The organism is Haloarcula nitratireducens (assembly GCF_019599505.1).
Window position 1 is genome coordinate 26,983 of record NZ_RKLT01000014.1, and the last position, 24,021, is coordinate 51,003.

Genomic DNA, 24,021 nt, shown 5'->3' on the forward strand with positions numbered 1-24,021 from the left:
CCTTACGTGAGTAAGCACAAGTAAACTAACGGCGCTACTATTATTCCAAATTAGTGCGCATCAGTACCTGTAGCGCTTAAATTGGTGTGCAATAGCCCACCATAAATCACATTCTGCTATACATAATGGTCGCGTCTAGCGACACAGTTTCGGAAAGTAGAACACTACCAATAGCTTGATTTTCATCTCTATCGGTGCAAACTCATCCTCCCGTCACTGTTCGCCGCTTTTCATACTTGAGGTATCACCTATATCCGGGGCAAAATGATGTAGTCACACCTGCGACAGATGTCTGAGAGGTTTCCGCAAGGGAATCGCCGTCGACTACATTTCCATCACTACCCATTTCCGACCTGAAAGAGAACGAGCAGCTATGCCCAGCAATTCCGATTCGAACAGTGTCGCGTCTAGCTGGAGGGCGGACGTACTCCGACGACAAGCGGAACCTCATCATCCTAATCTACGCGACTCCTAACGGTAGCAGTACTACCGCAAGGAGGGGGCGTTCAATCCCTTCACTGACGTCCGCGACACGACGGCTGCTGTCGTCGCCGACCCGAGCGATCTCGGTTCAGTCAATGGCCCGACCTGTAGGAACAGTACGCCGCCGAGGTCCAGCGAATGCAGGAGGTATACGACCCCGGTGGTATAATCTAACTACCGTCAACGCGGGGGCATCTATCCGTATTTATTCTTATATATAGAGACACGCTTCTATTGTATCCGTAAAAACTCTATTTCCCTCTAAATAAGGTGTGTTCGTGTATTTCGCCATCGCGGCTGCGGTTCATGAAGTCAGTCCTGCTATAGTGACAACTGATGCTTCCGATAAAATCTAGTCAGGCGAACTCGAACGTCTCAGCCGAATAGCTTTCTTCCCCGTGTCTGTGTAAGTGCTCCGCGATAGCGATATCTTGTGAACCCAGACCGATCGGCACGAATACGACTCGATCATCCGGATCTATCGCTCGTTCGTACCCTCCGTCGAGTACTTCACCGATGGTTGCACTTAGGTCAGTAGCTGTCAGTTCGTTACGCTCCGCTAGATCGGCTAATGCCCCACGTTCGAGACACTGTTGCGGATGGTCAACGAAGATGTGGTCTGAGTCAAGGATCGTCTCTTCTGGTAGTTCCCGATACGAACCGAGTGCGATAATGAATTCGTCGCCGTCGAGCCACGCTTCTTTCAGTACGGGCGACTTCGAATTCGTGACTGTAATAATCGCATCGCTCTCGACGACAGCGTTGGGAGAGTCTTCAACGACGATATCCGCATCAGTCTCCGTTTCGAGGCCGCTCACAAGAGAATTGGCGGCTTCGGCATCGATGTCGAACAGTTTGAACGTCTCCACATCGGTGAGACGGTCAATCGTCTGTATCTGGAACTTCGCTTGAAACCCCGCCCCATAGACGCCGACCGAAGCAGGGCTCTCTCGTCGGAGTTGTCTCAGTCCGATGACGGACTGCATCGCGGTCCGAACGCCGGTGATATACATCCCTTCCATTATCGACGTGAACTCGCCTCTGTCAAGGTCGAACAGCAGGATCTGAGAGCTGATTGGTTGATCGGTATTAGCGTCCCACGTTGCGACCGCCCACTTCATACCTGCGACCTCCAGCCAATCGACATACGCCGGCATGTCAATGGAAAACGCGTTTCTGTCCGGCCAACCGCCGTCATCTCCGAGATGCATCGTCAGCTTCGAGGGATTCAGAACGCGTCCCCGAGCGGTTTCCACGTAGGTCTTCTCCATCACCTCTAACACAGCGTTCAGTTCGAGGCGAGATTCGATGTCACGTTTCGAGTAGAGTTTCGTAGCCATGGTATCTCTGAACAGTTTACGTGTCGTATACGCTACGGCGTCTCGATTGAAGAGCGTACGATACGCCTCCGACACCGCGTGATTCCGCCAAATGCGGCCTTGTACCGTTCGTAGTTTGGCCGCCCTATGTCATCCGTTATCTTGTCTCGTCGTATCGCTATCGTTCGGCTGTCGGTTAGGGGTCCGTCCGATAAACCGCTTTCTCGTGCGTGTAGAATTCGTAGGCCGTCTGTCCCATCTCTTTCTGGGTCTCGGACGAGGAGGCTTTCATCCCACCGAACGGCATCTGTATCTGCGAGCCGGTCGTTGTACCGTTGATCTTAACGACGCCTGCTTCGATGGCGTTAGCGAACCGGCGCGCGGAGGCCATATCGGCGGTGAAGACACTCGACGAGAGTCCGAATTCGACGTCGTTCGCCATCTTGATCGCCCCGTCGAAGTCTGAAGCCTCCATAATCGAGAGGACCGGGCCGAAGACCTCCTCCTGAGCAATTCGCATATCACTGGTGACGTCAGTAAACACGGTCGGCTCGATGTAATATCCCGATTCCAATCCGTCCGGTCGGGTTCCACCAGTCAGTAGTGTTGCACCCTCTTCCTTCGCGATATCGATGTAGTCGAAGTTCGTCTCGTCCTGCTCTTCGGAGACAGCTGGGCCCATATCGGGGTCGTCCATGCCCGGTCCGATCGAAAGGGACTCTGCTCGCTCAACGACGGCGTCGGTGAGCTCGTCGACGACGTCTTCGTGGGCGATGAGACGGCTGGTAGCGGTACATGCCTGGCCGGTGAGGCCGAAAGCGCCTCCGATGGCTGCGTCGGCCGCATCTTCGATATCCGCGTCCGGAAGCACGACCTGTGGATTCTTCCCGCCCATCTCTGTCTGGATAGGGATTCCACGGTCGGCGGCAGCCTGGGCGATTTGTCGACCGACGCCCGTAGACCCGGTGAACGAGACCCCGTCGATGCCGTCGTTCATCGTCAGTTCGTCGCCGACGGTCGAGCCGGACCCGACGACGAGATTCACGACGCCGTCGGGGATACCGGCTAGCTCGAGCAGTTCGACCAGCCGTTTGGCGATCATCGGAGTCTGCGATGAGGGCTTGAAGACGACGGTGTTCCCCGTGACCAGCGCCGTCGCGAGCTTCCACGACGGCGTCGCAATCGGGAAGTTCCAGGGCGTAACGAGCGCGACGGTCCCGAGCGGTTCGCGGATGGTGTACGTGAACGTGTCGGGATCGCTGGAGGGAATCGTTTCCCCGGTCGCTGTCCGGGCATAGCTGGCGAAAAAGCGGAAGATTTCCGCGGCTCGGGAGACCTCACCGCGACTCGACGAGATAGCTTTGCCTTCCTCTTTCGTCAGCGTCTGTGCGAGTTCGTCGACGTTGTCGTCGATGAGGTCTGCGACGTCGTACAGCAGCGAATCGCGTTCGTCCGGCGTGGTTTCTTCCCACGTCTCGCTGGCCTCGGTAGCGACGTTCACCGCGTTGCGTGCCTGTTCTCGATCGGCCCGGGGAAACGTAGCGAGTGGATCGTCGGGGACAGCAGGGTTTCGTACTGTCATCTCGTCGTCGCTGTCGCCCTCAATCCACTCGCCGTCGATGTACTGGTATTGCGTGTCGGTCATAGTTGGGTAGCCTTAATGGGTGGTCGACCGGACTTCCGAATCGGTGCGCCACACCACTTCCGAGCGGGACACAAACCGAGGTTTCCGAGTCGCGGACCGGGCATTTGGGTCAACCCGACTTCTAGCGACCGTCAGACTGGTTGCGTCCGTTCTATTCAGTCGTACAAGATAGAGCATTATAAAATCACCGGTAACCCCGTACTCTTAGTCCGATTCGTCCGACTCTTGTGGTCAGGTACAAAGGTATGTCGTCGCGCTCGGCGAAGGACTTACACCGCCCGTTCCCAGAACCGGAGGAAGTTTTCGCCCAGAATCCCCTCGACCTGTGCCGAAGGGAATCGCTCCCCGAGTTCCGCTCTGATCACCGGCCAGTCCGTGTACGTTTTGAAATCGCCGATTCCGGCTGCGATGTTTCGCTGCTCGACCTTCTCGCGGTCGAATCCTAGCTCGACAATGTGTTGCTTGTAATACTCGAGCAGTTCGCTGGGGAACTTTGCGTCCGCGGGATAGAAGTCAGTCCCGATACCGACATTATCCGCACCGATGATTGAACGCGCGTAGTCGAGATGCTCAAAAAAGATATCGAGCGTCGGCTGGGTTTCGCCCGGAGCGATGAACCAGGGTAGAGTCACGATGCCGACGTACCCGTCTGCGTCGGCGAGCGCTTCCAGTTCCGCATCCGACTTGCCGCGATAGTGGTGCGAAACGCTCTGACAGGTGGCGTGTGTCACTGCGACCGGCTCGTCGGAGTATTCGATAGTATCAAGCGTTGTCCGTTTTCCGCAGTGAGAGACATCGACGACCCCGCCCAGTTCATTGACTCGGTCGACCGCCGCACGGCCGAATGTGGACAGACCGCCTTCAGAGGGGTCGTTACAGCCGGTTCCGAGCATATTCTGGTAGTTATACGTGAGCTGGAAAATACGCACTCCTTCGTTGTATAGCACGTCGATTCGATCCAGCGAGCCGTCGATGGCGGCCCCGACGTTCTGCGTGTTCAACACGATCCCCACGTCATCGCTCCGTGCCACCTGGCGTGCTTCTTCTGGGGAAGTAACTTTGTGTAACCAGTCTGCGGCGTCAAACCTGGCTTGCCATCGCGAGAGATCTCGTCGCTGCCCAGTCCGTTCGGAGACGTGTGACTCGTGCGTCCACGGGGTGACGCTGAGCAGATTGACGCCCGCAGCTTCGTAGATCCCTCTCACCTCGTCCCGAAACCCCTTGTCAGATTCGAAGGCCCGGACTTCGTGGTCCCAGATCGCTTCCCAACACTCGTCTTTTCGCTTTCCTGACGCGACCATCTCTCTGATCGCCTCGTTGATCTGTTCGCTCCCGCCGTACGACCTAATGACTTGCTCCCACGGCGCTGATGACGTATAATCGAATACCGGCTGTTGGTCGGCCATATCGTACATCTGGTGGGATGTCGGTTTAAATCTTGGGAGCCCACGCCAGAGTCTGACGCTGTCGGTACAGTCACGACCGGTCACAGGATGTCGCTTTTCGAGGCTGAGTCTCAGTCGGTGCTGTCACACGCCGGGTGGGCAACTCTACCAGAGACGTCTCTGCTCCTGTATCGAGTTATCGAACGACGCTGTTACGCTGTTTCTGACGGCGGGGTGAGGCCCTAATAGACCTAAACGCCATGATAGATGGACCACAACCTATATCACTAATGAACTGAACAATTATGACGGAGCGATACTATGGCTCAGTCAAGCGGGAGAAGCGTGTTCAGTCAGTTCGTAGATGAGATCGATACCATACCGTTCGCGTTCGGGGCGCTCGTTACCTTCGTGTTTATCGGGTTGGCAGCCTTTCGAACTGAATGGGTATCGAGTCAGATTACGACCGCGTTCAGCGTGTTCGGGGAGGGCCTCGCGTGGATGTACTTGGTAGCGATGCTAGTGATGCTCATCGTCTGTGTCTATCTAATGGTGAGCCCCTACGGACGAATCAAGCTGGGGGACGAGGACCCCGAGTACAGCAACTTCTCGTATCTGGCGATGTTCTTTTCGGCGGGTCTCTCGGCGGGGATCGTTTTCTTCGGTCCGGTCGAGGCCCTAACCCACTATGGGACCGTCCCACCCCTGTTCGGCGGGACTGCCGAGGCCGGGACGACGAGCGCGATGGTGCCGGCGCTCGCGTACTCGATCTTTCACTACGGCGTCTCGGCGTGGGGTGGATACCTTGCGATAGGTATTCCCGTCGCATACTACGCGTATAGACGCGATGCGCCCTTCCGAACGTCGACGGTTCTGATGCCTGTGCTGGGCCGTGAAAACCTCGATGGTATCGTCGGGCGCACGATTGACACCCTCGCGGTCGTTGCCACGCTCGGCGGTATCGCGACGGGACTCGGATTCATCGCGACGCAGATACTGACCGGTATCACCTATCGGACCGGGATTCAGTTCGGGAATGTCGAGACGGTACTGGCCATTACCGGGATAACGATCATCTTCACGATATCTCTGATTGCCGGTGTGGATCGTGGGATTCGCCGACTCTCGGACTTCAATATCGTCCTGATGACTATCCTGCTGTTCGCGACGCTCGTCGGCGGTGTCGTCATGAGCAGCATCTCCGAGCTGGCTGTGCTGAACACCGGAGCATTGGCCGTTGGAACGTACATTCAGAACTTCTTCAGCATGAGTCTGTTCACAGGTGTGGGGCTCGAAGGCGGTACGGGATGGACGTCCTTCTGGACGGTGTTCTACTGGTCATGGTGGATCGCATGGGCGCCGTTCGTCGGCCTCTTCCTCGCACGCATCTCTAAGGGTCGAACCATCCGCGAGGTGCTGTTTACCGCGCTGGTGACGATGACGCTCGTCTCTATTGTCTGGTTCACTATCGTCGGCGGTACATCGATGTGGCTCCAGCAGGCGGGCGTCGTGGACATTCTCGGTGCGGTCTCTCAGTACGGCGACGGTGTTGCCGGCTACGCGTTGTTCGGCGCGCTGCCACTCGGTGTACTCTGGCAACCACTGTTCCTGATCTTGGTGGTGACATTCTTCGCGACGTCGGCGGACTCCTCAACGCTCGCCGTTGCGATGTTGACCACCGGTGGGAAAGAGAACCCCTCTAGTCTCAACCGGCTTTTCTGGGGCGTCCTGCAGGGCCTCATTGCCTCGATCCTAGTCGTGCTCGGCGGCGCGAGCGCTCTGCGGTCGTCAGTTATTATTACCGGCGCCCCGTTCGCAATTGTGTGCGTTCTCTCGCTGTTCGTCTTCATGCGGGAGCTTGGATCCGACCACGGAGCGATGATATTCGACGGGAACCGAACGTGGTTCCGAAGTCCTGATTCCGCAAATCAGTCTACCGACGTCGTCGCAGAGGAACCCACCCACGCCACGGACGACTAAGGGAATCAACTTCGCTTCTGCCGCTGTTCACCCAGTTCCCGACGCGTTCTGGGCCGAATTTTCTCGTCACATCTCCTTGGACGACCTTGTGTGGATGTCGTAGCCTGACTGAGCGGTTCCTTCAGACCGGCTACCACGCTTGGGTTCCTCGATGCTAATCCAATTTCACCTGGAGCCAGAAAAACAGTGACTTTCAGCGCTAGATGTTGAAACCCCGTCGGTCCTCGTTCCGGACAGTACCGGCCGTCTTTCCCAAAGAAATAGTAACACTTTTTTGTTGGTACCGAATCCGTGCGAGTGTGGAGCATATACAGACAGATGCAGCGCCGTCTTTCGACGGACTTCCGATCGGACAGGCTACGAAACACGGAGACTCGATCTATCTTGCACAGTCGCCGCGGGACCCGGAAACCGAGGAGCTGGTCAGTCGGGACCCCGCCGAGCAGGCCGAACAGGTCTTCCAGAACATCCAGGCTATCCTCTCGGCCGCTGATTCGAACTGCGAAGATATCGTAAAGGCGACCGTCTACCTCACTGACCTTGACGACGCAGACGCGGTCAACCAGGTCTACAGGGAGTACGTCGGTGAACCGTTCCCGGCACGCTGTGCCGTTCAGGTCGACGACCTGGCGGGCGACATGAAGGTCGAAATCGACATCGTCGCGGCGGCCTAAGTCTGGCCCCGCGCTTCCCGAACCTCGTCAGTCGTCTATCGTTCTCGCCGACTTCGACCGGCAGGTCACTCTCGGCTACGACGTTGACATCGCCACCGACGCTCGTCGCCTTCTCGAGAGTGAGTCAGTCAGGACACTCACCGATTCCCCGAAGCAATCACCGAGTGGGGACTGAGCGTCCCAGTCGGCCAGCCTCGTAATGTGTCGCGAAGCCTGTTTACAGGTACTCCTCGGTGGCGGCGAGTCGCTCTTGGTGACACGCATGAGTGTAGCGATAGAGAACGATTGTTTCTATCTCGCGAATAACTCGGCCAAGATTTATACCGATGCTTTCTCTACTTCCATAGCATGACCGAGGACGAACCGAACGGGGCCGGAACGATTGGGGCGACGGAAACCTCGTTTGCCATCATCGAACGGTTACGAGAGAGCGAGGGGGAACGGGTTACAGCGCTAGCAGACGAACTCGAGTTATCGAAGAGTACCGTCCACAACCACCTCAGAACGCTCAACCGGTTGGGTTATGTCGTCAAGGAAGGGAGTACGTACCACCTGGGACTACGATTTCTAGACCTGGGTGACGCAGCGCGGGCCCGTAGAAACCTCTACGAAGTCTCGAAACAGGAGATGGACGAACTGGTGTCGACTATCGACGAACACGGTCACGTCATGGTCGAAGAGATGGCGCAAGGGGTGTACATCTACCAGTCGAGGACCGAGCGAGCCGTGCAGACTGACTCCCGTATCGGGACGACGGTCGATCTGCACGCTACCGCGGTCGGCAAATCCTATCTCGCTCATCTACCCGAGAACCGACAGCAGGAGCTACTCGACCAGCTCGAATTCGTACAACGAACGGAATCGACGCATACCGACCGGGAGGCGTTAGAATCCGAACTCGTGGATATTCGTCAACAGGGGTACGCTCTCAACGATCAGGAATCGTTCGCCGGAATGCGAGCGGTCGGGGCGCCCGTCCTCGGTCCGAACGAACGGGTGCTAGCGGCGATAAGCGTCTCCGGCCCGACGACTAGATTAAGTGGAGACCGCTACCGGGTCGAACTGCCCGAGAAGGTCCAGGAGACCGCTCGCATCATCGGTATCAGAGCGACCTATTCGTAAGTAAGAGCGAACAGTCGTTCGCTATCGGGATAATTTCCCTTGACGGGACGATACGGTCACAGTCCAAACACTATCCAAAATAATACCAGTACGTGCGTTATTTTAGTTGTATTCGTTACCGAGACGGTGGCTATTGAGGTTCCTCGAATATTGTTCCCAAACTACTGGCACAGGAAGCCATTGGATAGCACTCGTGTCGTCTCTCGGTCCGGCGGGATGCTTCTAGACGCCCTAACATCTGTACGCTCGTTATCCGACGTCGTCTAATCAGTAGGTCTCTCGGCTCACACCATTTCGAGTAAGAATACCAAGTGAGCCGATTTTGTAGCAATATAGAGAGACTGTTCGGTATCGGTACAATTCAAATATTTCGGTACGCTGGCTCTGCCAAGGTGAGCCCCGGTCATCGGTACAGCGCCGGTACAATTTTCGTCGGGATTCGGGCTTCTACTGCTCTCCGATCCGGAGAGAGCACTTCCCGCCTGTGTACTGGTACTCTCGAGAGACGACCCACTGTAGTTACCACCGAAGAGGCGTATCGGAATCTCTAGGCGAAAGATTTTTATACAGTCCTACATCAGTAGCGGATACATGCAACAGGCACAGTACGAATGCACGGCGTGTGGAAGGACTCTCAGTTACCAGACGACGAAACACAGGGGTTGCCCGGAATGTGGCTTCTTACCCGTTCACAGCGCGGACTGAGGGCCGGAGCGAGCGCGGTCTGAGACAGTCGCAGATGAGATTGAACTGTCGTCCTCGGCCTGACGACCGTGAGTGAGACACTGGACGAGTCTCTGCACTGCGGGTTGTAGTCGCCTCGTCAGAATCGGCAGTCCAATAACGAGGATAACAGACTTACTCTAAATCGAAGCCCGCGTCCTCGCGTGACCCCTCGAACGGCGGTGCGAGTACGCCGCTGCTGTACTCGAATATCTCTTCCCATATTTCTCGCTTGATCTCGACGCCCTCGTTGACCATCTTTCCGACCCGTTCCTGAACGTCACTCGGCCGGAAGACCGTCGTGAACTCGGCTGCTTCGTCTTCGACGAACTGATTGACGATTCCCTTCACCTCGTTCGGATACCGGGGATGGAGCGGGTCAATGCACACGGTCAGGAAACCCGACTCCGTCGTGTGAAGCGGGCGAGCAGACGGTTCCATCGACCGTCGTAGCAGTCGGTCCAGCAACCTCGTCTCGGCATTCGAGTAGCGGTTCTCTTCCTCTCGGTCGAAGAACGCCTGCATCAGCGGGTAGTTTCGGTACTGATGGAGGCCGCTCTCAATGGCGTTGAGTATCTTGACGTACCCCACTGATGGCTCGTCGAGTTTTCGTTCTGCGAGTAGCGGTTTCGGGTCCCCAGGCGTTCCGACGATGGTCCCCGCACCCTTTTCTGTATCCACGTAGAGAACTATCGGGACGTACCCTCGCTCGGCTGCCCGATAAGCCGTATGACCGATCGCGGGCAGACTCTCGTCGTCCGAACTGATAGAGGCGTAGGTAATTCCGATTCCGTGTCGATGGGCCTGTGAGCAACTGAGATTTAGTGCCGCCTCGCTTGAGACGAGGCTCGGCTGTCCCCCACTGTCGACCATCGTAATCATCGAGGCACGGTCGGACAGCGAGAGAGCGGCCCGGTTCCACTCCGATAACTCGTCTAAGAGGCGGTGGAGCGTCGTGAGTCCCGAGCCACGATACGCTTCGGTCCACCGGATGGCATCAGCGTTCGCCCGAGCGGTGCCGTCTGGAAGCCCGGCGGCGGAGAAACACTGCCCGGCGAGTTGCGGGACTTCTCGAATGCTTAGCAACATCAGTCGTCCCTCCAGTAGTCGGCCCGGTCAGGTCGCGACGGATACGCCCAGTAGGAGGTCTCGCCGTCGGGCAACTCCTCGCGTAGCGGTGCCCCCTGGAAGAACGTTCCTCGCACCCAGCCGATAGATTTCGGATGCGCCTTCTGAATCCCCCAGATGGCCTTGAGACAGGATATGAACGTCAGCGGGACGAATTCCTCGTCGATGGGATTGGCCCTCACTTCCGCGTAAGGAAGATTATGAACAGTCTGTATCCGCTCGGCGATCTCGCGATGCTCCGGGTATTCAAAGAGGAACTCGGCCACGGAATCGGCCGCGGGCGCCTGCTGGAGATCCGCGTATAGCTGCTGCACCTGTCGGGCGATAGCGGCGTCTATCTCGTACTCCTCGTAGTCGTGTTCCTCTCGCACGCCGATTCTGGGCTCTTCGTTCTCGACCGACCGGTACCAGACGTAGTGCTGAGCGCCGGACTGGGTCATATCGATGTCGAGCGCCCACTGGTAGCTCGACGTGATTAGCGACTCCAACTCGGCGAGCGACATTTCCGGTTTGACATCGCTGGTCTCCGCGGTGGTCAACGAGTCCTCCAGACCGTCACAGACCTCGGGGTAGACGTCGATCAACAGCGCGTGAAGGACCTCTTGCGTTTCCGCTTCAAGATTCGTTTTGGCCCATTCACAGAGCTGCGTCCAGAGCGTGTCGCTGCCGGAGTCGCCATACAGCGCATCGACCTGTTCTAACGCTTGCTCTAAACCGTGCGCGATACGGTCTTTCGAGTGGAAGAAGCGCTCAGTGTCGCTTTCGTCCTCGGCGAACCACGTCTCCGTGTGCTCGACGAGACGTGTGAACGTCTCAATGTCGTCGTCCGTCGGGTCTCTGGCCTTGGCACGCGCCAGCGCGACTTCTCTGGCGCGGAGCCAAGAGTGGACGAACTGAGGATGGTTGATCATATAGAGGATTATCCCGACGCCGGAAGAGTTCCCGGTACCGAGGTACCGCTTAATATCGTCTGACAGCGTGGCTGCGTCAGGATTGCGAGCCTTAGCCATTTCGTCAGCCAAGTCGTAGCCGAAGACACGGAGCATATACACGGCGAGCATCTGCGCCATGAACGGCCGTTTCAACGGATGGTCGTCGTCCATCGCCGCGAACACCTTGGTGCCGTTCAGTCCGTTTCCGTAATATCCAGAGGAGCGAGTCAGATACCCGCCCTCGGAGAGGAACTCGACGTCGGGCTGGTGGCCCGACGCTAGCGAGTCGACGATGTGGTCGAAGAACCGCGAGCTCCGGTTAGCTCTCGACCAGATCAGTACCTTTGGGGTAGCGCGGCCCTTCCGTACTTTCGGGAGTTCCTCAAACTGAGAGTCGATGAATTCCGGCGTCGCACGCCCTTCACAGAGGAACGTCTCTAGGTCCCACGACTCGGCGATAATCCGATCGGTGTTCTCCTCGTCGCTGGATTGTCGCGACTGGACGACGAACGAAAAGAGACGCGACGGGGTCTTGATATTGTACACCGCACGTCCGTTCCCCGCTTCGTCTACATCCACCTCCACGAGGTCGATTCGCCACTGTTCTCGCGCCATCTTTTCTATAAGGAGGCGCGCGAAGCTGAGTCGCGTCTGCTTGAGAGCGCCCAATCGTTCTGGTTGCATCAACTCTGACGGGTCTCGTAACAAACCCGTCTCGAACGGGTATTGGTTCTCACCGAGGGCCATATATCGCTAGCTCGCTATATTATTACTTAAAATTGGTGATGGACAGCAATGACAGGACTGTGGTTCCGACCAGAGTGTCCCTTCGCCGGAAATATTCACCCTGTAATGACGACGGGTCGGTCGGTCGAGTAAATGACGTCCTGCGCAACGCTCCCGACGAGGACCTTCGCGACGCCTGAGCGTTTCCGCCCGCCCAGAACGATCTCCGCCGCGTCGATGTCGTCTGCGTACTCGACGATACGATTCGTGACGGTCCCGGCGTCCGCGACGCGATCAACGGAGATACCCGCTGCCTCTATCTGCTCGGCAACCCTGACTGCCGAATCGACGTCGTCGAAACGCTGCTCGCCGCGGGAGGACTCCTCACGGGGCGTCACGTGCAGCACCGTCGCTTTCACCTCATCAGTACCGGGTAGTGACGTCACGTAATCGGCCTGGTGGCTCGCACGCTCTGCGTCCTGATCGACAGGGATGAGTAGCTCATACATCGCATCTAGAGGACTATCGACACATTTTATAAAACTATCCCAACGAGACATGATTGGTCTCGGTTGAGCGCGGCACCTGTCCCCTCTATCGCCTGTTTACCTCATCCCCTCGATCGAGGAGCGACGGTTCCTGTTCGAACTATCGATACGTGAGTAAGTGTGATTTACATTCCTATATGGGACTTACCCTACTACTTTTCCATGTTTGGAACTATATCTGGCTCTTTTTTCATATCCACTCACATATTTTGGCATTGGTATCTGAATATACACCTTAGTAGTAGGATATAGGGAGCTCCGGTCCAAATATATCGCTTTCGAACAATATTATGGACGACCAGTAGCGGTATTGCTCTGGTTAGTACACCTTTTCCAGTGCGTATGATATCTTTCCTCCCCGTCCTCACGTTTGAAATGTCACGGCGATGCGCCATCACTCGTTCCAAAAGAGTCAGTCCCACTTTGCTCACACACCAGCCTCCCGGCGTTTGCTCCTTGCCGCCAGCCCCTCCCTGTCGTTCACCGGAAACCCGGTATCTTTCGGCTATCTGTCTGCCCCACGCTCAAGCAGCTGGATTCCGATGTGTTACTCGGCGTTACAAGCTGAGCGTGAGAGATTGCCAACGTAGTGTCGTTTGTTGCTCTCGGCTTTGCCCGTCCACAAGCCTACGTCTTTTCTGGAGGGGTTCCTCCTGGAGGTGAGAGATTATAATCACAGATGACAATGTATCACCATATATGGCTGATAGCGAGTCAGCGACGAAGTTGGCCATTCCACCCGTCGGAGTAGTCGGTTTCGCCGTGATCGTCGGTGGGCTGCCCTTTCTCTTCCCAATCAACTCGCGCTTCGATCAAGCCATTCTCTGGGGTCTCTGGCTCTTGGCTGGTTTGGGGATACTGTATCTCGTACTGACCTTTCGACGGGTCTATGCAGAACACGGTCTGGCGGCTGCAGCAAAATGGGTGTGGAGTGGGAATCCTCCGCAGAAACCAGGGAAGCGCAACTAATGAACATCGATCACGATGGGAGTCGAACCGCTCACGTAGTTGTTCGGTTCAAATCCGGGCGCCTACTGACTTATTGTGGCGATTTTCGTGCAGAGTGAAAGGACGCCCCGTGCTAGAACACAGGGCGTAGTGGTCTGCGCCCCCTCTCTCGTAAGTAGGCAACGCGGACCACCGCTAGGTGAGACGGCATGCGTGAAAAGAGCACGGGTCGCTCAGTCGAGACCGACGAGACGGCGACCGATCCACCGAGCCACGTATATCGCTACTAACAGGCCAGCAGTCTGGCTGACTGGTGATTCAAACGCCACGAGCGGGATTGAAATAGCGACGAGGGCAATAACCACATAGACCAGAAATCCAACGACCCTTCGGGCCGCGAGTTCAACGACGTCGGCAGCAGACATTCAGCCCTCACCCCTGTTTGCTCGTTTACCACGAAGATTGTCATACACGTCGGCGAGCCCATCATCGTCTGGACGAGGCTTGTATCCGGTACTACCATCGAGAGCGACGAGGAAGCGAGCGGCTAGGTCGTATGCTTCGTAGACTTCGATCTCTCGTCGATCAGCAACGTCCTTGATTGCCCCATGCAGCGCGTAATCGATGTAATAGTGCGGTCGTATGCCGTCGTATCTCGCCGTCATTGGTGAATTTACATTCAATTTGAACGCTCATAGTAGTTTGGACTAACTAGGTAGCTTTTGGACCAAACTTTTATTGCTAGTGAGTGTGTTGTCTAGACTAGGCGTAAGAGGTGCTAGAACACTGATGACGTACGCCCCCTCTCTCGTCCATGTTCGAGCTAACGCTCCCCGACGATCTCGGGGACACGACAGCAGCGCTACTCGACCGTCTTGACACGGTCGAACGAAGCATTCTCGATCAGCTATCCTTCCAGCAGGTGCGCTCGGTCGCGATCCTGCTTGGAACAGCCGCAACGACATCAGGCGTGGCGGCCGCACAGAGCGTCAGTGAAGTGGGCAGCGCAATGTGTGGCTCCGGCGTCGGGCAGCTCGTCGGGTTCGGATTCATCGCCGGGTCGCTGTACTTCGTGCTAAAGGGTGTCGCGAAGGCCATGACCGCCATGGACAAGATGGGCTCAACGAAACAGCAGTCGGCCCGTGAAGGGAAGGAGGCGATGGCCGGCTCGGCGAAGACGTTCTCGGCAGCGTTCATTCCAGCCGTTGCGGCGGGCGTCTTCGAGGTGTTGGGCATTTCGACGGTCTCCTGTATGTCGCCGAGCCAGTGGAGCGTCCTCATGACCGGCGTCACTGCGCTCCCATTCTAACAGAGCCCGCCCGTGCCCGACAATTCTTCTGCACCGACGCCGGCAGAGACGCCTCCACCGTCGCCGTCGAACGCGAGGAATGGGACGGCCGGAGACGCCAGTGGCGGATTATTCCCGTCACCGATAGCGGCGGTGAAGTCACTCATTGAGTGGGCGGTCGACTCGGTCGTCGGTGGCGTGACGACTCTCATAGAGACGTTCAACGGGTTCGTCTTCGGTATCCGCCTTCCTGGGCGTGCTGGTGAGGTCGCGTCATGGGGCCCACCGGAGGCAGGCCTCTGGTCGGGCGCGTGGGCGCTGTACTGGACGCTCGTCCCGCTAGCTCTCGCACTGCTCGTCTTTCAGGCCATGCGTGTCCAGGGAACCCTTTCGGGACGAGAAACGAAAGCAAAACTCGGCGAAATCGGAAAATGTGGCGTCCTCATCCTTGCAGGCTGGCCGGTTGCAATCGGCGGCCTGCATCTCGCCGACTCTATCGCAATGGCGCTGGCCCCGGATGCTTCGGCACTGCTATCGACGCCGGGGAATATCGGGAAGCTTGGGCTGGGGATACTTGTCGGTGCGGGGCTGCTGCTGACTCAAGCTACCCTCGTCGCGACGGCGGTCGTCGTCGTGTTCGTCGAGCATGTTGTGCTTATCGCGGCCGTCGCCGGGTGGCCAATCTGGTGGGGACTTCGGCCCTCGGACTCCGGATTCGCGAACGCTGCCTCGGGAATCGGTCTCTCGATGTACGTCGGCGTCGCCGGCGCGAAGGTCGTGCAGGCCAGTATCGCCTTCTTCGTCTTTCACAGCGAGTGGTCGCTAGCCGGCGGCGTCGGTGACGCCGTGCTTTCGCTGCTAGGATCGGCGGTCGGCCTTGGTGTCGCCTTCGTGGGCGTCCCGGTCGTCATCGGTCGTAACTTCGTCCCGGAAGTGATGACCGTTCTCGGGACGCCGGGCGTCAAGATTGCAGAATCTTCCGCTAGCGTTGCGAGAGACAGGGCCGGTGGCGCGGCGGGGACAGCCAGTAACTACGCCTCGTCGGCACGCTCTCGGGCCGCGACGGCCGCTCCGTCGTCGGCTCCATCGCCGACATGGTCGAGAGGTGGTGACGAGGCCAGTGCCGCACGGTCGGTCCCTGACGACTACACACCCTCCCCGGAACCTGGGGCGCGACAAGCGTCCTCGCTGTCATCGCCTGACAGCGAGACCTCGTCGAATAGCACTACGAACACAAGCAGAAAGCGTCGTATCGAAGCCCTCAATGGGCGATACTAATCCTCTCACTATCAGGAATCCATGAGTAACAACTCTCAATCGGTAGAACAGACGCGCAAAGACCCCGGTCAGTTAGTCCCACCACGAGTGGACACTGACCCGGCACTACTCGGCGGCTACACCTGGAGCGACATGAAGGTCTACGCGCCAGCGACGGCCTCGCTCGCTGGGAGTGGCGTCGGCGTAGCGATGTCCTCGACAGCACTCGCTGTCGGCGGCCTCGCCGGCGGTATCGGACTGGGCCTTACTGGAACCTACCTTCGAGTGTCTGACAGGGCCTACACGTCGCCACGTGGCCGCGTCTCAGCGTGGTCGTCACACCTCCGCCGACAGTATTTCGATAGTCCCGACGACATCCTCGCGGATGTGACGGGCGTTCGTGGCATCACCGAGCGAGGATTCCTTGAGATGGACGACGGCCGGTATGTCGCGCCGGTTCCGGTCGAACCGCGGAACACGGCGATGCTTGATGCCGACCAACGGCACAGGCTCGTGGCGTCGCTGTCGTCGGCGATCGACGAACAGCTGGCCGACATGCCATTTCGGCTCTACTCGACGACGCGAGAGGCTAATGTTGATAGCGTGGCCGACCGCTACGAACAGCGCGCTCTGGACCCGGAGACGGACTCACTACAACAGTCGGTGCTGCTTGACGTCGCCGATTGGTTGACTGAAGCCGACGCACCGAACTGGGAGGCCCGCGACTGGCGGCATTACGTCGTTGTCGAGGCCGATGCGAGCGCGGTGACGGGCGCCGATGAACCGTCGTTCATCGATATGCTGAACCCACTGGCTGATGCCAATGCGGTCTCTGACAGTGCGATTGAGGCGACGCTGGCCGACCGCGTCGAGACTGTCCAGGCCGCTATCGGGAGCGTCACAGGCTTAGAGACGCACAACCCGACACCCCACGAGTCGCTGACCGTAGCGCGCGAGTACTGGGGACGCGATGACGATCTTCCGGATGAGTTGGTCGAGGATCTTGTCGGTGACAATCAAGACGAGGACCTCCCCGATCGTCTTGCCCGCATCGTTGAACCCGAAACGTGGGATCCACGAAATGGATGGGTGCAGGTCGGCGATCAATACGCGATGGCCCTCTGGTTGGCCGAGTACCCAACTGAAACATCGAGTCTGTGGCTCAAGGATCTCTGTACGCTTCGCGGTGTCGACGTCGATGTGGCGGTCAACGTCAATCCAGTCCCACTCGAAGACGGCGTCCACGAGGCAGGGGCGAAGGCCGCCGATATCGGTTCCGAAGGTGAGGAACGAGCCGAAGAACGGGATATCACGGCAATGGACACTGAGACTGCTGGCGACGCAACCCGCAAGATGCGCGAACTATTCCGACAGACGCCATCGCAACCCTGGCGACTCTCAACATACGTCGTGGTCCGAGCCGACGACCGGGATGCTCTCGACGCCGCTACTGACGAACTCGCGACATTCGACAATGTCGAGGGAGCAAAGCGGCGCGCTCTCCAGACCGCCTGCGAAACGGTACGCGATACGCTGACCGGCGCACCGGCGAATACGACGCCCGTCGCTCCCGGCGCTGCTCAAGAGTGTGCCTTCCGTGCGGCCTCGCCGTTGACGGGTGATCGGTGGGACGCCGAGACGCCCGCGGAGAAAGACCGGCTCGTCCCCGGCGCAGTTATCGGGTCGATGTTCCCCTTCGCCGCTCGAGACCAGCGCGAAGCGGCAGGCATGGACTGGGGCCACAACGAGGAGAACGGATCGCATCTTCGCCTCTCGCCCTTCGAGCGCGGTGGCGGGCCGCACATGCTCACGATTGGACAGACGCGGTCGGGAAAGACGTACTCGGCGTCGAAGGCAGCACTGCGGTGGTATCTCGAACGCGACGACCGGACGCTCATCGTGTGCGATACCCAACGCGGATTCGACGGCCTGACGCAACTCTGTGGCGGCGAGCACATTGTCGTCGACGGAAACCAGTCAGTCAACCCGCTTCGCATCGAACCCTCGCCGGATCACCGCGCCGAGGGTGCCGACGAGTTCCGCATGACCGTCGAGGAAACGGTCGGCTTTCTGGTCGGCTTGCTTCGAGCCGACGACGTCGCCGATGCCGGCGAGTACGCGCCACTGCTAGCCCAAGCCGCGGAACGAACGCTCACAAATGCGGGCATTGAGCCGGGTCAGCCCGAGACCTTCGACGCGGGGAACCCGAACCTCGCCGATCTCCTCGAGACGCTGACTGACATGACCTCAAATCCCGAGGAGTATACGATGGCCGATGGCGAGGGCCACGAAGGTGAGACGCACCTCGAACAGGTGGGCGAACTGCTGACGAAACTTCGGTCGTTCCAGGAAGGGGGTAAATATGCGAGTCTGCTCGGGGCTGATGAACTGGGGCTGCTCGAGGACGACGTCGACATGGCGTATCTCGACCTCCATGCTGTCGGTGGCAGTGATGACGCCGAGAAATCGGCGAATCTCCAGTTGATGCTTTCGCAGGTACGGGAGAAGATCAAGCAAACCGACGGTGAGGTCGTCTGTATGTTCGACGAGGCGCACGTCCTCCTCGACGCCGACCGCACGGCTGACTGGTTGCAGAAAGCAGCGCGGGAGTTTGCCCGGTATGACGCTTCGCTGTGGTTCCTCAGCCAGTCGCCGAAGGACTTCGTCTCAGGGGAGGGTGAGACTGACGCCCGGGACACGATTCGGGCGCAGTGTTCGACGGTGCACTTCTTCCGGACGCCACGAGTTGACGAAGATGTCCTCGCTCAGTTCGGACTCAACAGCGCCCAGCGGGAGTTCGTGCAGGATATAGCTGTTCGTGGGAAAGAGGGTCGAGGCTACTCCGAGTGCCTTATCGACGCGGAGGATATCGAGGGCTGGATTCCGTGCTATGTCGAAGCGACGCCACTGGAAGATCGAGTGCTGACCTACTATCGGCGCGAGGCAGGTAGTCACGGCACGGCGAGAGAGGAGTTTGTCGAACACATGACCGAAAGGACAGCCGATACCTCGAACGGTGAGAGTAGCATCTCACAGCCTGCTGACGCGACCAGTGAGAACGGGGGGCGAGAGTAATGGATTTCCTCGACCGTTTCGCCTCGACGACTAATACAGAGACGTCAGGCTACGAAACTACGCAGGTTGACGCCGACCTCGCCGAGGCGCTAACTTCGCCAGGTGAACGTGACGCTATCTCGGTGCGACCAAACCGTGACAACGGCGGGATTGAAGCGATGGACAGCGTTCTGGAGTCGCTGCACTCTGTCGAAACGTCATCAGGACTTCTCCGTGGTGACGAGAACATTAGTCCGGCCCACTCGTTCGAAGTGCGCTATACCCGGCCTAGCGACGGCGGCGACCGCGTACTGTCACTCCGGTATGTTGCCGGCGACGATCGCACGGACGGCCCACTCGAACGACAGTTGACTTCACAGTATCCCGACTCGCAACTCTCCAGAACTTCCTCTGAGTTACTCTCCGGGAGTGGCGTCGAGGGGCGACACATCGCTGGGGCGCGATTACAGCTCCGACGCTATACGCTGTATCCGATCAAGAACGTGGATCTGCCGGGGTTCACTACTGATCCGATGGGGAGTATCCTCGAAGAGATGGTCGGTCAGCAGGCTGAGGACGCGACCGACGCCGACGTGGTCGTCCAGATCCAGTTCAAGCCCGCCCAGCGAGATTGGACCGACGGTATCGAGAATGGCCACGGCGTGCTTGACGACAGTGACGAACGAGTCCGGGGCGACCCGAGCATCAAGTCGCTAGCGATGAACCTCCGAGAGCCGACGTTTGAGAAACAGTGGCGACTCTTTACCCGGGAGACTATCGAGTATCCGCCGTCTAAAGTGGAGAAACAGGTAGCAAAACTTCTCGAAGAACAGCAAGGCCAGAAAGGATGGCGACTGTGTCTCCGGGTGTTCGCGATCTCCGACGACCCCGACATCGCAATCTCTCGGGCTAGCAGCACTGCCGGGATGTTCCGGAACTTCTACGAGAACAACGCCGAGCAAACGTTCGTCCCCGACCCGCTCGACGGCCGCGAACTGCGCAACGTCGTCGAGAAAGCGGCTGGGCGAGAGTGGGCCGATAACGGTATCGTCAAGGCTCAACGAGAAGTATCGGGCCTGTTGAACGTCCCCGAGGCAGACCACGTTGCCACGAACAAGATGCGCTGGTCGATATCCCGGCCGGGTGAAGGTATCCCGCCGGGAACGCCGCGCTTCGACTTCCAAGCTCACGACGTCGCCGGGGCCGACGACGATATCCAGCAAGTCGCAATGCTCGACGAATCCTCAGTGGGCGATCCCTACTGGTACGGGTTCGGCAGTCGGCATGGCGTCGAAGCTGGTGTGACGCCAGAAACCCTCGAGACCCACCAGTTCGTCGGCGGCGGGACCGGGAAAGGCAAGACGACGTGGTTAGTCAATTTCGCTAGTCAGGTCATGCAGCGGGGCCACGGTGCCCTGATCTTCGACCCGAAAGGCAAGGACGCCGACGAGTTCGTGCGGGAATGGCCCGATGACCGTGATCGCGATGATTTCGTCTTTGTCGATCTCACTGACGAGTTCGATAAGCAGGTTCGGTTCAATTTCCTCGAAGTGCCTAGCGACGCCGACCCCGACAGTCGACAGTTCGCGTCGACCGTTGAGGCGCTGTGTGACGATCTCGCGAGTATGGTTGCACTGGCCGGTGGCCAAGACAACTACTGGGGCGCTCGGATGGATCGTGTCGTGCGGACGTTCATCCGTGGGATGGCAAAATCGGGGAAGACGTGCACGCTGCTTGATCTGGCAGCACTATGTACGGCTGAAGAGAACCGCGAGCGGTTCACCGAGTGGATGGACCGAGAACGGCTCCAATTCATCAAGCGAACGGCCGAACGCATCGAGGGTTTCGACGACACCGATCTCGAACCACTGGCTGGTCGGCTCGACCAGTGGATACAGAACGATGCGATTCGGGATTTGATTGCAGCGAGAGAATCGACGGTTAGCATTCGCGACGTCGTGCGCGAGGGGAAAGTCGTCGTCGTTCGAAACGCGCCGTCGTCGGGGGAGACCGAGAAGCGATTGTTCGCGACGGCGCTCATTCGCCGGGCGTGGGTTGCTGTTCGGGAGAACACCGACGCACCGCCGTTCTACGTGATTTGCGATGAGTTCGATAGCATCGTTTCGGAGCGGACTGACATCGCGAGTATTCTCTCAGAAGCGCGAGCTTTCGAGTTCTGTCTCACGCTGTCCTGCCAGAACCCCTCGAACCAGCTTCCCGAACGAGTACAGAAAGCTATCGAGAACCAGTGTGAGACGTTCATCTCGTTCAATCCTGGCGGGCGCGATGATGCGCGCCTGATTGCTGGTCAGCACTCTCGGGACGTAGAGCAAGCAGACCTGACGAACCTCTCGAAGTATCGGTTCTACATGCGGACCCACGACGCCGATGACGAACTAACCCACTCCTACAAGGTCGATGCCTTCCCGCCAGTTGGCGACGTTCGGGAGCAAGTATCCGGTGAGGCTGGACTGTCCGACGACGCCCTCCAGGAACTCAAGCGCGAGAGCGTTGAGCGGTATGGTGAAGAGGCCGAGTCGCCCGCTCAGCAGCGCCAGGCGAGTCACTTCTATGGTGAGGATGGCGATGGCGAGGCCGATGATGGCGACATCCGTTGCGACGACCAGACCGCTGAGCGGGCCGTACTGAAAGCCGTCTTCGACGAGAGCATCCACGCCGATAATGTTGAGATTGGTGGGCTCGTCCCGAAGGGCGACGTTGAGGCCCGAATTCGTGACTATCTCGACGCCGAGGGTGACGGTATCGCCGACGTCTGGGACATCGTCGAGCGAGTGCCCGAGGATCTTCTCGATCGGGATCATCGCGATGGCGAAACCCACCTTCGGACCACCGACCGCGGCCAGAGTGAGGTGTTCGCCAGCGGCGATGACGAGAATGCTGGCGGCCTGGAGCATCGGCAGTTGCTTCGAGACAGCTACGAACCGCTGACTCGCCTTGGTCTCTGCGTCAACATTGTGCAGCAGGATGGTAACGGCGACCTCCCGGATGCCCGCGCTACTCCTGAACCCATTCGCAGCGTCGATGTCGAAGAGCTATCGTTGGCGGAGACGCGTGTTGTAGCCGAAAACTTCGCCGAGGACTACCCGACGCTCGACCAGCTGACGGGCGGCGAAATGGTTAGCGTCGAGGCTGAGTGCGAGACGAGTACCAAGCCCGGTCAGACGATCAGGAACCTCGCACAGGCCGTCGATCGTGGTGAGCGGTGTCTATTCATTGCCCGGCCCGACGCCGCTCGCCGTGTTGAGGGCGCGCTCTCGGCTCCGCCGTTGCTGGCCGGCGGCGACCCGGAGGGTGACCGACGGTTCTACAACCGGCGCGACCTCCGCATCGACGGCGACCGTATGCTCCGGCCAGCAGACGCACACAACAGTGTGTGGCGGTTCAATGCCGACCAAGAGGCGTACATCCTCTCGGATAGTGAGGGCCGCGAGCTGGCGACGTTCGGCGATATTGAGGCCGTGTTCTCCGACGCCGACGCCTACCCAGCGACCAAGGATGACGTCGAAGATACTGAGGAGTGGCGGCCGGTCAAAAAACCAGTCGTGCCGAAGCGGCTATTCGGCGAGTCGAATCCCGGAGCTGCGACGTGGTACCTCCTCGTCGTTGACCCCGAAAACTACCCGGCAGACCTCGCACTTCGGGAGAATGGTGAACTGACGCCGCTCGTCGACAGCAATGAGACGATCGAGGGCGAGGGGAACGACGATCCTCTCGCCGACGTCGGCAAGCGACCGGCGGCGCTGTACGATCTCCTCGTCAACCACGGTGACGCCATTACGACGAGCGAGGCCCACGACCTCGTGGACACTGCTGACGACGACCGTCTCGATGTCGGCCGGCGGACTGTCGGGAACTACCTCGACGACCTCGCCGACGCTGGCGTGCTTGACGTCGAGCACAACGGCCCGGGCGAGGCGAACGTCTATCACCTCGATGATAGATAGCGCTGACGTCCGCTGACGCCGTCTCGACCCTCGTTTCCCACCTCGAAAATGGTCCCTTTCGAGGTTGGTGTTCCGACCCCCACCTCGAAAGCTACCTCGAAAACCGCAAATCCCCATCCTGTCTCCGTGTTTTATCCCCACCTCGAAAACGAAACCGCCGACCCCTATAGGCTGGGAACTACCCGGAACTAAACCGACGCGACAATAGGGGACACCCACCTGTTGCGGGACACGCTGAGGACACCCGAGCGATGCATAATATTTCGAAAACCCAATATATCTGATACACCTCGATACCGGGGTGTGACAATAGCCTGACCCGGCGACAACCACGGCGAGCCACTAACCAACATAACTGGCACAAGCGTTGGCTGTTGGTTAGCATCCGCGTGAGCTGAACAGCGCGCAGTTCATACCATGTAGACTCACTGACCGAGTACTATCGGTAGGCCACTGTGCACTCTTCCTGCTCTGAGTAGCGATCACTGATTAAATCGACATTTGCCATATTATAGATGTTAACAGGGCACTGGTCCCTATATCCTCTTACCAGTGGAATGTCACGTATGCTGATATGCTATATAATGACAGTAGTCCGCTGGTGGTACAATGACTGACCTAAGTGACTTCGGTGGCGGCGTCGATCATGACCCCGAGCCAGAAGACGAGGTTCGGCTGAAGTGGGGGTGAAGCTGGAAGTGGTTACTGCAGTCTGTGTCTCTCTGTCTGGAAGTTGCAAATTGATGAATTGACGGTGATGGCAAATCACAGGTATTGGTAGTTTGAGATTTGACAGGTGCCCCAGTCTGCCAATAGCTGGTGGACTGCCATGATTCATTGCGAG

The 24,021-nt window shown here is 58.4% G+C and carries 16 protein-coding genes and 1 pseudogene; 8 read left to right on the forward strand and 9 right to left on the reverse strand.

The genetic code is table 11. The annotated features are described in order from the left end of the window. Positions 1-383: 383 nt before the first annotated feature. A pseudogene (locus EGH23_RS26535) lies at positions 384-657 on the forward strand (DUF7967 family protein). 182 nt (positions 658-839) lie between these two features. Here EGH23_RS26535 and EGH23_RS19580 read toward each other — a convergent pair. The 3 genes from EGH23_RS19580 to EGH23_RS19590 all read right to left on the reverse strand — a co-directional run bounded on the left by EGH23_RS19580 (position 840) and on the right by EGH23_RS19590 (position 4,853). Next, entirely contained in the window at positions 840-1,823 is a 984-nt protein-coding gene (locus EGH23_RS19580) for an ornithine cyclodeaminase family protein (protein ID WP_220581673.1), read from the reverse strand. A 175-nt stretch (positions 1,824-1,998) separates the two neighbouring features. Then, positions 1,999-3,447 carry an aldehyde dehydrogenase family protein gene (locus EGH23_RS19585; RefSeq protein ID WP_220581674.1) on the reverse strand — a complete coding sequence of 483 codons (1,449 nt, stop codon included), beginning with the start codon at positions 3,445-3,447 and terminating at the stop codon, positions 1,999-2,001. A 269-nt stretch (positions 3,448-3,716) separates the two neighbouring features. Then, positions 3,717-4,853, reverse strand: a complete 1,137-nt coding sequence (locus EGH23_RS19590) for a dipeptidase (RefSeq protein ID WP_220581675.1) — start codon at positions 4,851-4,853, stop codon at positions 3,717-3,719. 300 nt (positions 4,854-5,153) lie between these two features. On the opposite strand from EGH23_RS19590, the gene EGH23_RS19595 reads away from it, so the two are divergent. The 3 genes from EGH23_RS19595 to EGH23_RS19605 all read left to right on the forward strand — a co-directional run bounded on the left by EGH23_RS19595 (position 5,154) and on the right by EGH23_RS19605 (position 8,608). Next, a complete protein-coding gene (locus EGH23_RS19595) occupies positions 5,154-6,812 on the forward strand; it encodes a BCCT family transporter (protein ID WP_220581676.1) in 1,659 nt (552 codons plus the stop codon). Between the two features lie 299 nt (positions 6,813-7,111). Then, positions 7,112-7,486 carry a RidA family protein gene (locus EGH23_RS19600; protein WP_220581677.1) on the forward strand — a complete coding sequence of 125 codons (375 nt, stop codon included), beginning with the start codon at positions 7,112-7,114 and terminating at the stop codon, positions 7,484-7,486. A 348-nt stretch (positions 7,487-7,834) separates the two neighbouring features. Continuing rightward, on the forward strand, positions 7,835-8,608 hold the full coding sequence (locus EGH23_RS19605) for an IclR family transcriptional regulator (RefSeq protein WP_220581678.1): 774 nt from the start codon (positions 7,835-7,837) through the stop codon (positions 8,606-8,608). A gap of 858 nt (positions 8,609-9,466) precedes the next feature. Here EGH23_RS19605 and EGH23_RS19610 read toward each other — a convergent pair. The 5 genes from EGH23_RS19610 to EGH23_RS19630 form a co-directional block, all read right to left on the reverse strand. Continuing rightward, entirely contained in the window at positions 9,467-10,420 is a 954-nt protein-coding gene (locus EGH23_RS19610; RefSeq protein ID WP_220581679.1) for a hypothetical protein, read from the reverse strand. Next, positions 10,420-12,006, reverse strand: a complete 1,587-nt coding sequence (locus tag EGH23_RS19615) for a hypothetical protein (protein WP_220581680.1) — start codon at positions 12,004-12,006, stop codon at positions 10,420-10,422. Before EGH23_RS19615 ends, EGH23_RS19610 begins: the two co-directional genes overlap by 1 nt. Positions 12,007-12,233: 227 nt before the next feature. After that, positions 12,234-12,626, reverse strand: a complete 393-nt coding sequence (locus tag EGH23_RS19620; RefSeq protein ID WP_220581681.1) for a universal stress protein — start codon at positions 12,624-12,626, stop codon at positions 12,234-12,236. Positions 12,627-13,846: 1,220 nt separating this feature from the next. Beyond that, positions 13,847-14,038, reverse strand: a complete 192-nt coding sequence (locus tag EGH23_RS19625; protein WP_220581682.1) for a hypothetical protein — start codon at positions 14,036-14,038, stop codon at positions 13,847-13,849. Then, a complete protein-coding gene (locus EGH23_RS19630) occupies positions 14,039-14,278 on the reverse strand; it encodes a hypothetical protein (protein WP_220581683.1) in 240 nt (79 codons plus the stop codon). Between the two features lie 149 nt (positions 14,279-14,427). Between EGH23_RS19630 and EGH23_RS19635 the strand changes: the two genes are divergently transcribed. Beyond that, the gene (locus tag EGH23_RS19635; protein WP_220581684.1) at positions 14,428-14,922 is read left to right on the forward strand and encodes a hypothetical protein; all 495 of its coding nucleotides are present in this window, start codon (positions 14,428-14,430) and stop codon (positions 14,920-14,922) included. Here the strand turns inward: EGH23_RS19635 and EGH23_RS19640 are convergent. Further along, positions 14,919-15,068, reverse strand: coding sequence for a hypothetical protein (locus tag EGH23_RS19640; protein ID WP_220581685.1), 150 nt, complete (start codon positions 15,066-15,068; stop codon positions 14,919-14,921). The two genes, EGH23_RS19635 and EGH23_RS19640, sit on opposite strands and share 4 nt — an antisense overlap. A 31-nt stretch (positions 15,069-15,099) precedes the next feature. Between EGH23_RS19640 and EGH23_RS19645 the strand changes: the two genes are divergently transcribed. From EGH23_RS19645 to EGH23_RS19655, 3 genes are all read left to right on the forward strand, one after another. Further along, positions 15,100-16,179, forward strand: coding sequence for a TrbL/VirB6 family protein (locus EGH23_RS19645; protein ID WP_220581686.1), 1,080 nt, complete (start codon positions 15,100-15,102; stop codon positions 16,177-16,179). Positions 16,180-16,266: 87 nt separating this feature from the next. After that, a complete protein-coding gene (locus EGH23_RS19650; RefSeq protein ID WP_220581687.1) occupies positions 16,267-19,233 on the forward strand; it encodes a VirB4 family type IV secretion system protein in 2,967 nt (988 codons plus the stop codon). Further along, entirely contained in the window at positions 19,233-23,177 is a 3,945-nt protein-coding gene (locus tag EGH23_RS19655) for a DUF8128 domain-containing protein (RefSeq protein WP_220581688.1), read from the forward strand. The genes EGH23_RS19650 and EGH23_RS19655 overlap by 1 nt, the downstream gene beginning before the upstream one ends. The last annotated feature ends 844 nt before the right edge of the window (positions 23,178-24,021 follow it).

Bases quoted from the DNA above. Each gene is read 5' to 3' on its own strand.
- EGH23_RS19580 (WP_220581673.1), bottom strand. From the start codon at position 1,823: ATGGCTACGAAACTCTACTCGAAACGTGACATCGAATCTCGCCTCGAA.
- EGH23_RS19585 (WP_220581674.1), bottom strand. From the start codon at position 3,447: ATGACCGACACGCAATACCAGTACATCGACGGCGAGTGGATTGAGGGC.
- EGH23_RS19590 (WP_220581675.1), bottom strand. From the start codon at position 4,853: ATGGCCGACCAACAGCCGGTATTCGATTATACGTCATCAGCGCCGTGG.
- EGH23_RS19595 (WP_220581676.1), top strand. From the start codon at position 5,154: ATGGCTCAGTCAAGCGGGAGAAGCGTGTTCAGTCAGTTCGTAGATGAG.
- EGH23_RS19605 (WP_220581678.1), top strand. From the start codon at position 7,835: ATGACCGAGGACGAACCGAACGGGGCCGGAACGATTGGGGCGACGGAA.
- EGH23_RS19610 (WP_220581679.1), bottom strand. From the start codon at position 10,420: ATGTTGCTAAGCATTCGAGAAGTCCCGCAACTCGCCGGGCAGTGTTTC.
- EGH23_RS19615 (WP_220581680.1), bottom strand. From the start codon at position 12,006: ATGGCGCGAGAACAGTGGCGAATCGACCTCGTGGAGGTGGATGTAGAC.
- EGH23_RS19620 (WP_220581681.1), bottom strand. From the start codon at position 12,626: ATGTATGAGCTACTCATCCCTGTCGATCAGGACGCAGAGCGTGCGAGC.
- EGH23_RS19625 (WP_220581682.1), bottom strand. From the start codon at position 14,038: ATGTCTGCTGCCGACGTCGTTGAACTCGCGGCCCGAAGGGTCGTTGGA.
- EGH23_RS19630 (WP_220581683.1), bottom strand. From the start codon at position 14,278: ATGACGGCGAGATACGACGGCATACGACCGCACTATTACATCGATTAC.
- EGH23_RS19635 (WP_220581684.1), top strand. From the start codon at position 14,428: ATGTTCGAGCTAACGCTCCCCGACGATCTCGGGGACACGACAGCAGCG.
- EGH23_RS19640 (WP_220581685.1), bottom strand. From the start codon at position 15,068: ATGAGTGACTTCACCGCCGCTATCGGTGACGGGAATAATCCGCCACTG.
- EGH23_RS19655 (WP_220581688.1), top strand. From the start codon at position 19,233: ATGGATTTCCTCGACCGTTTCGCCTCGACGACTAATACAGAGACGTCA.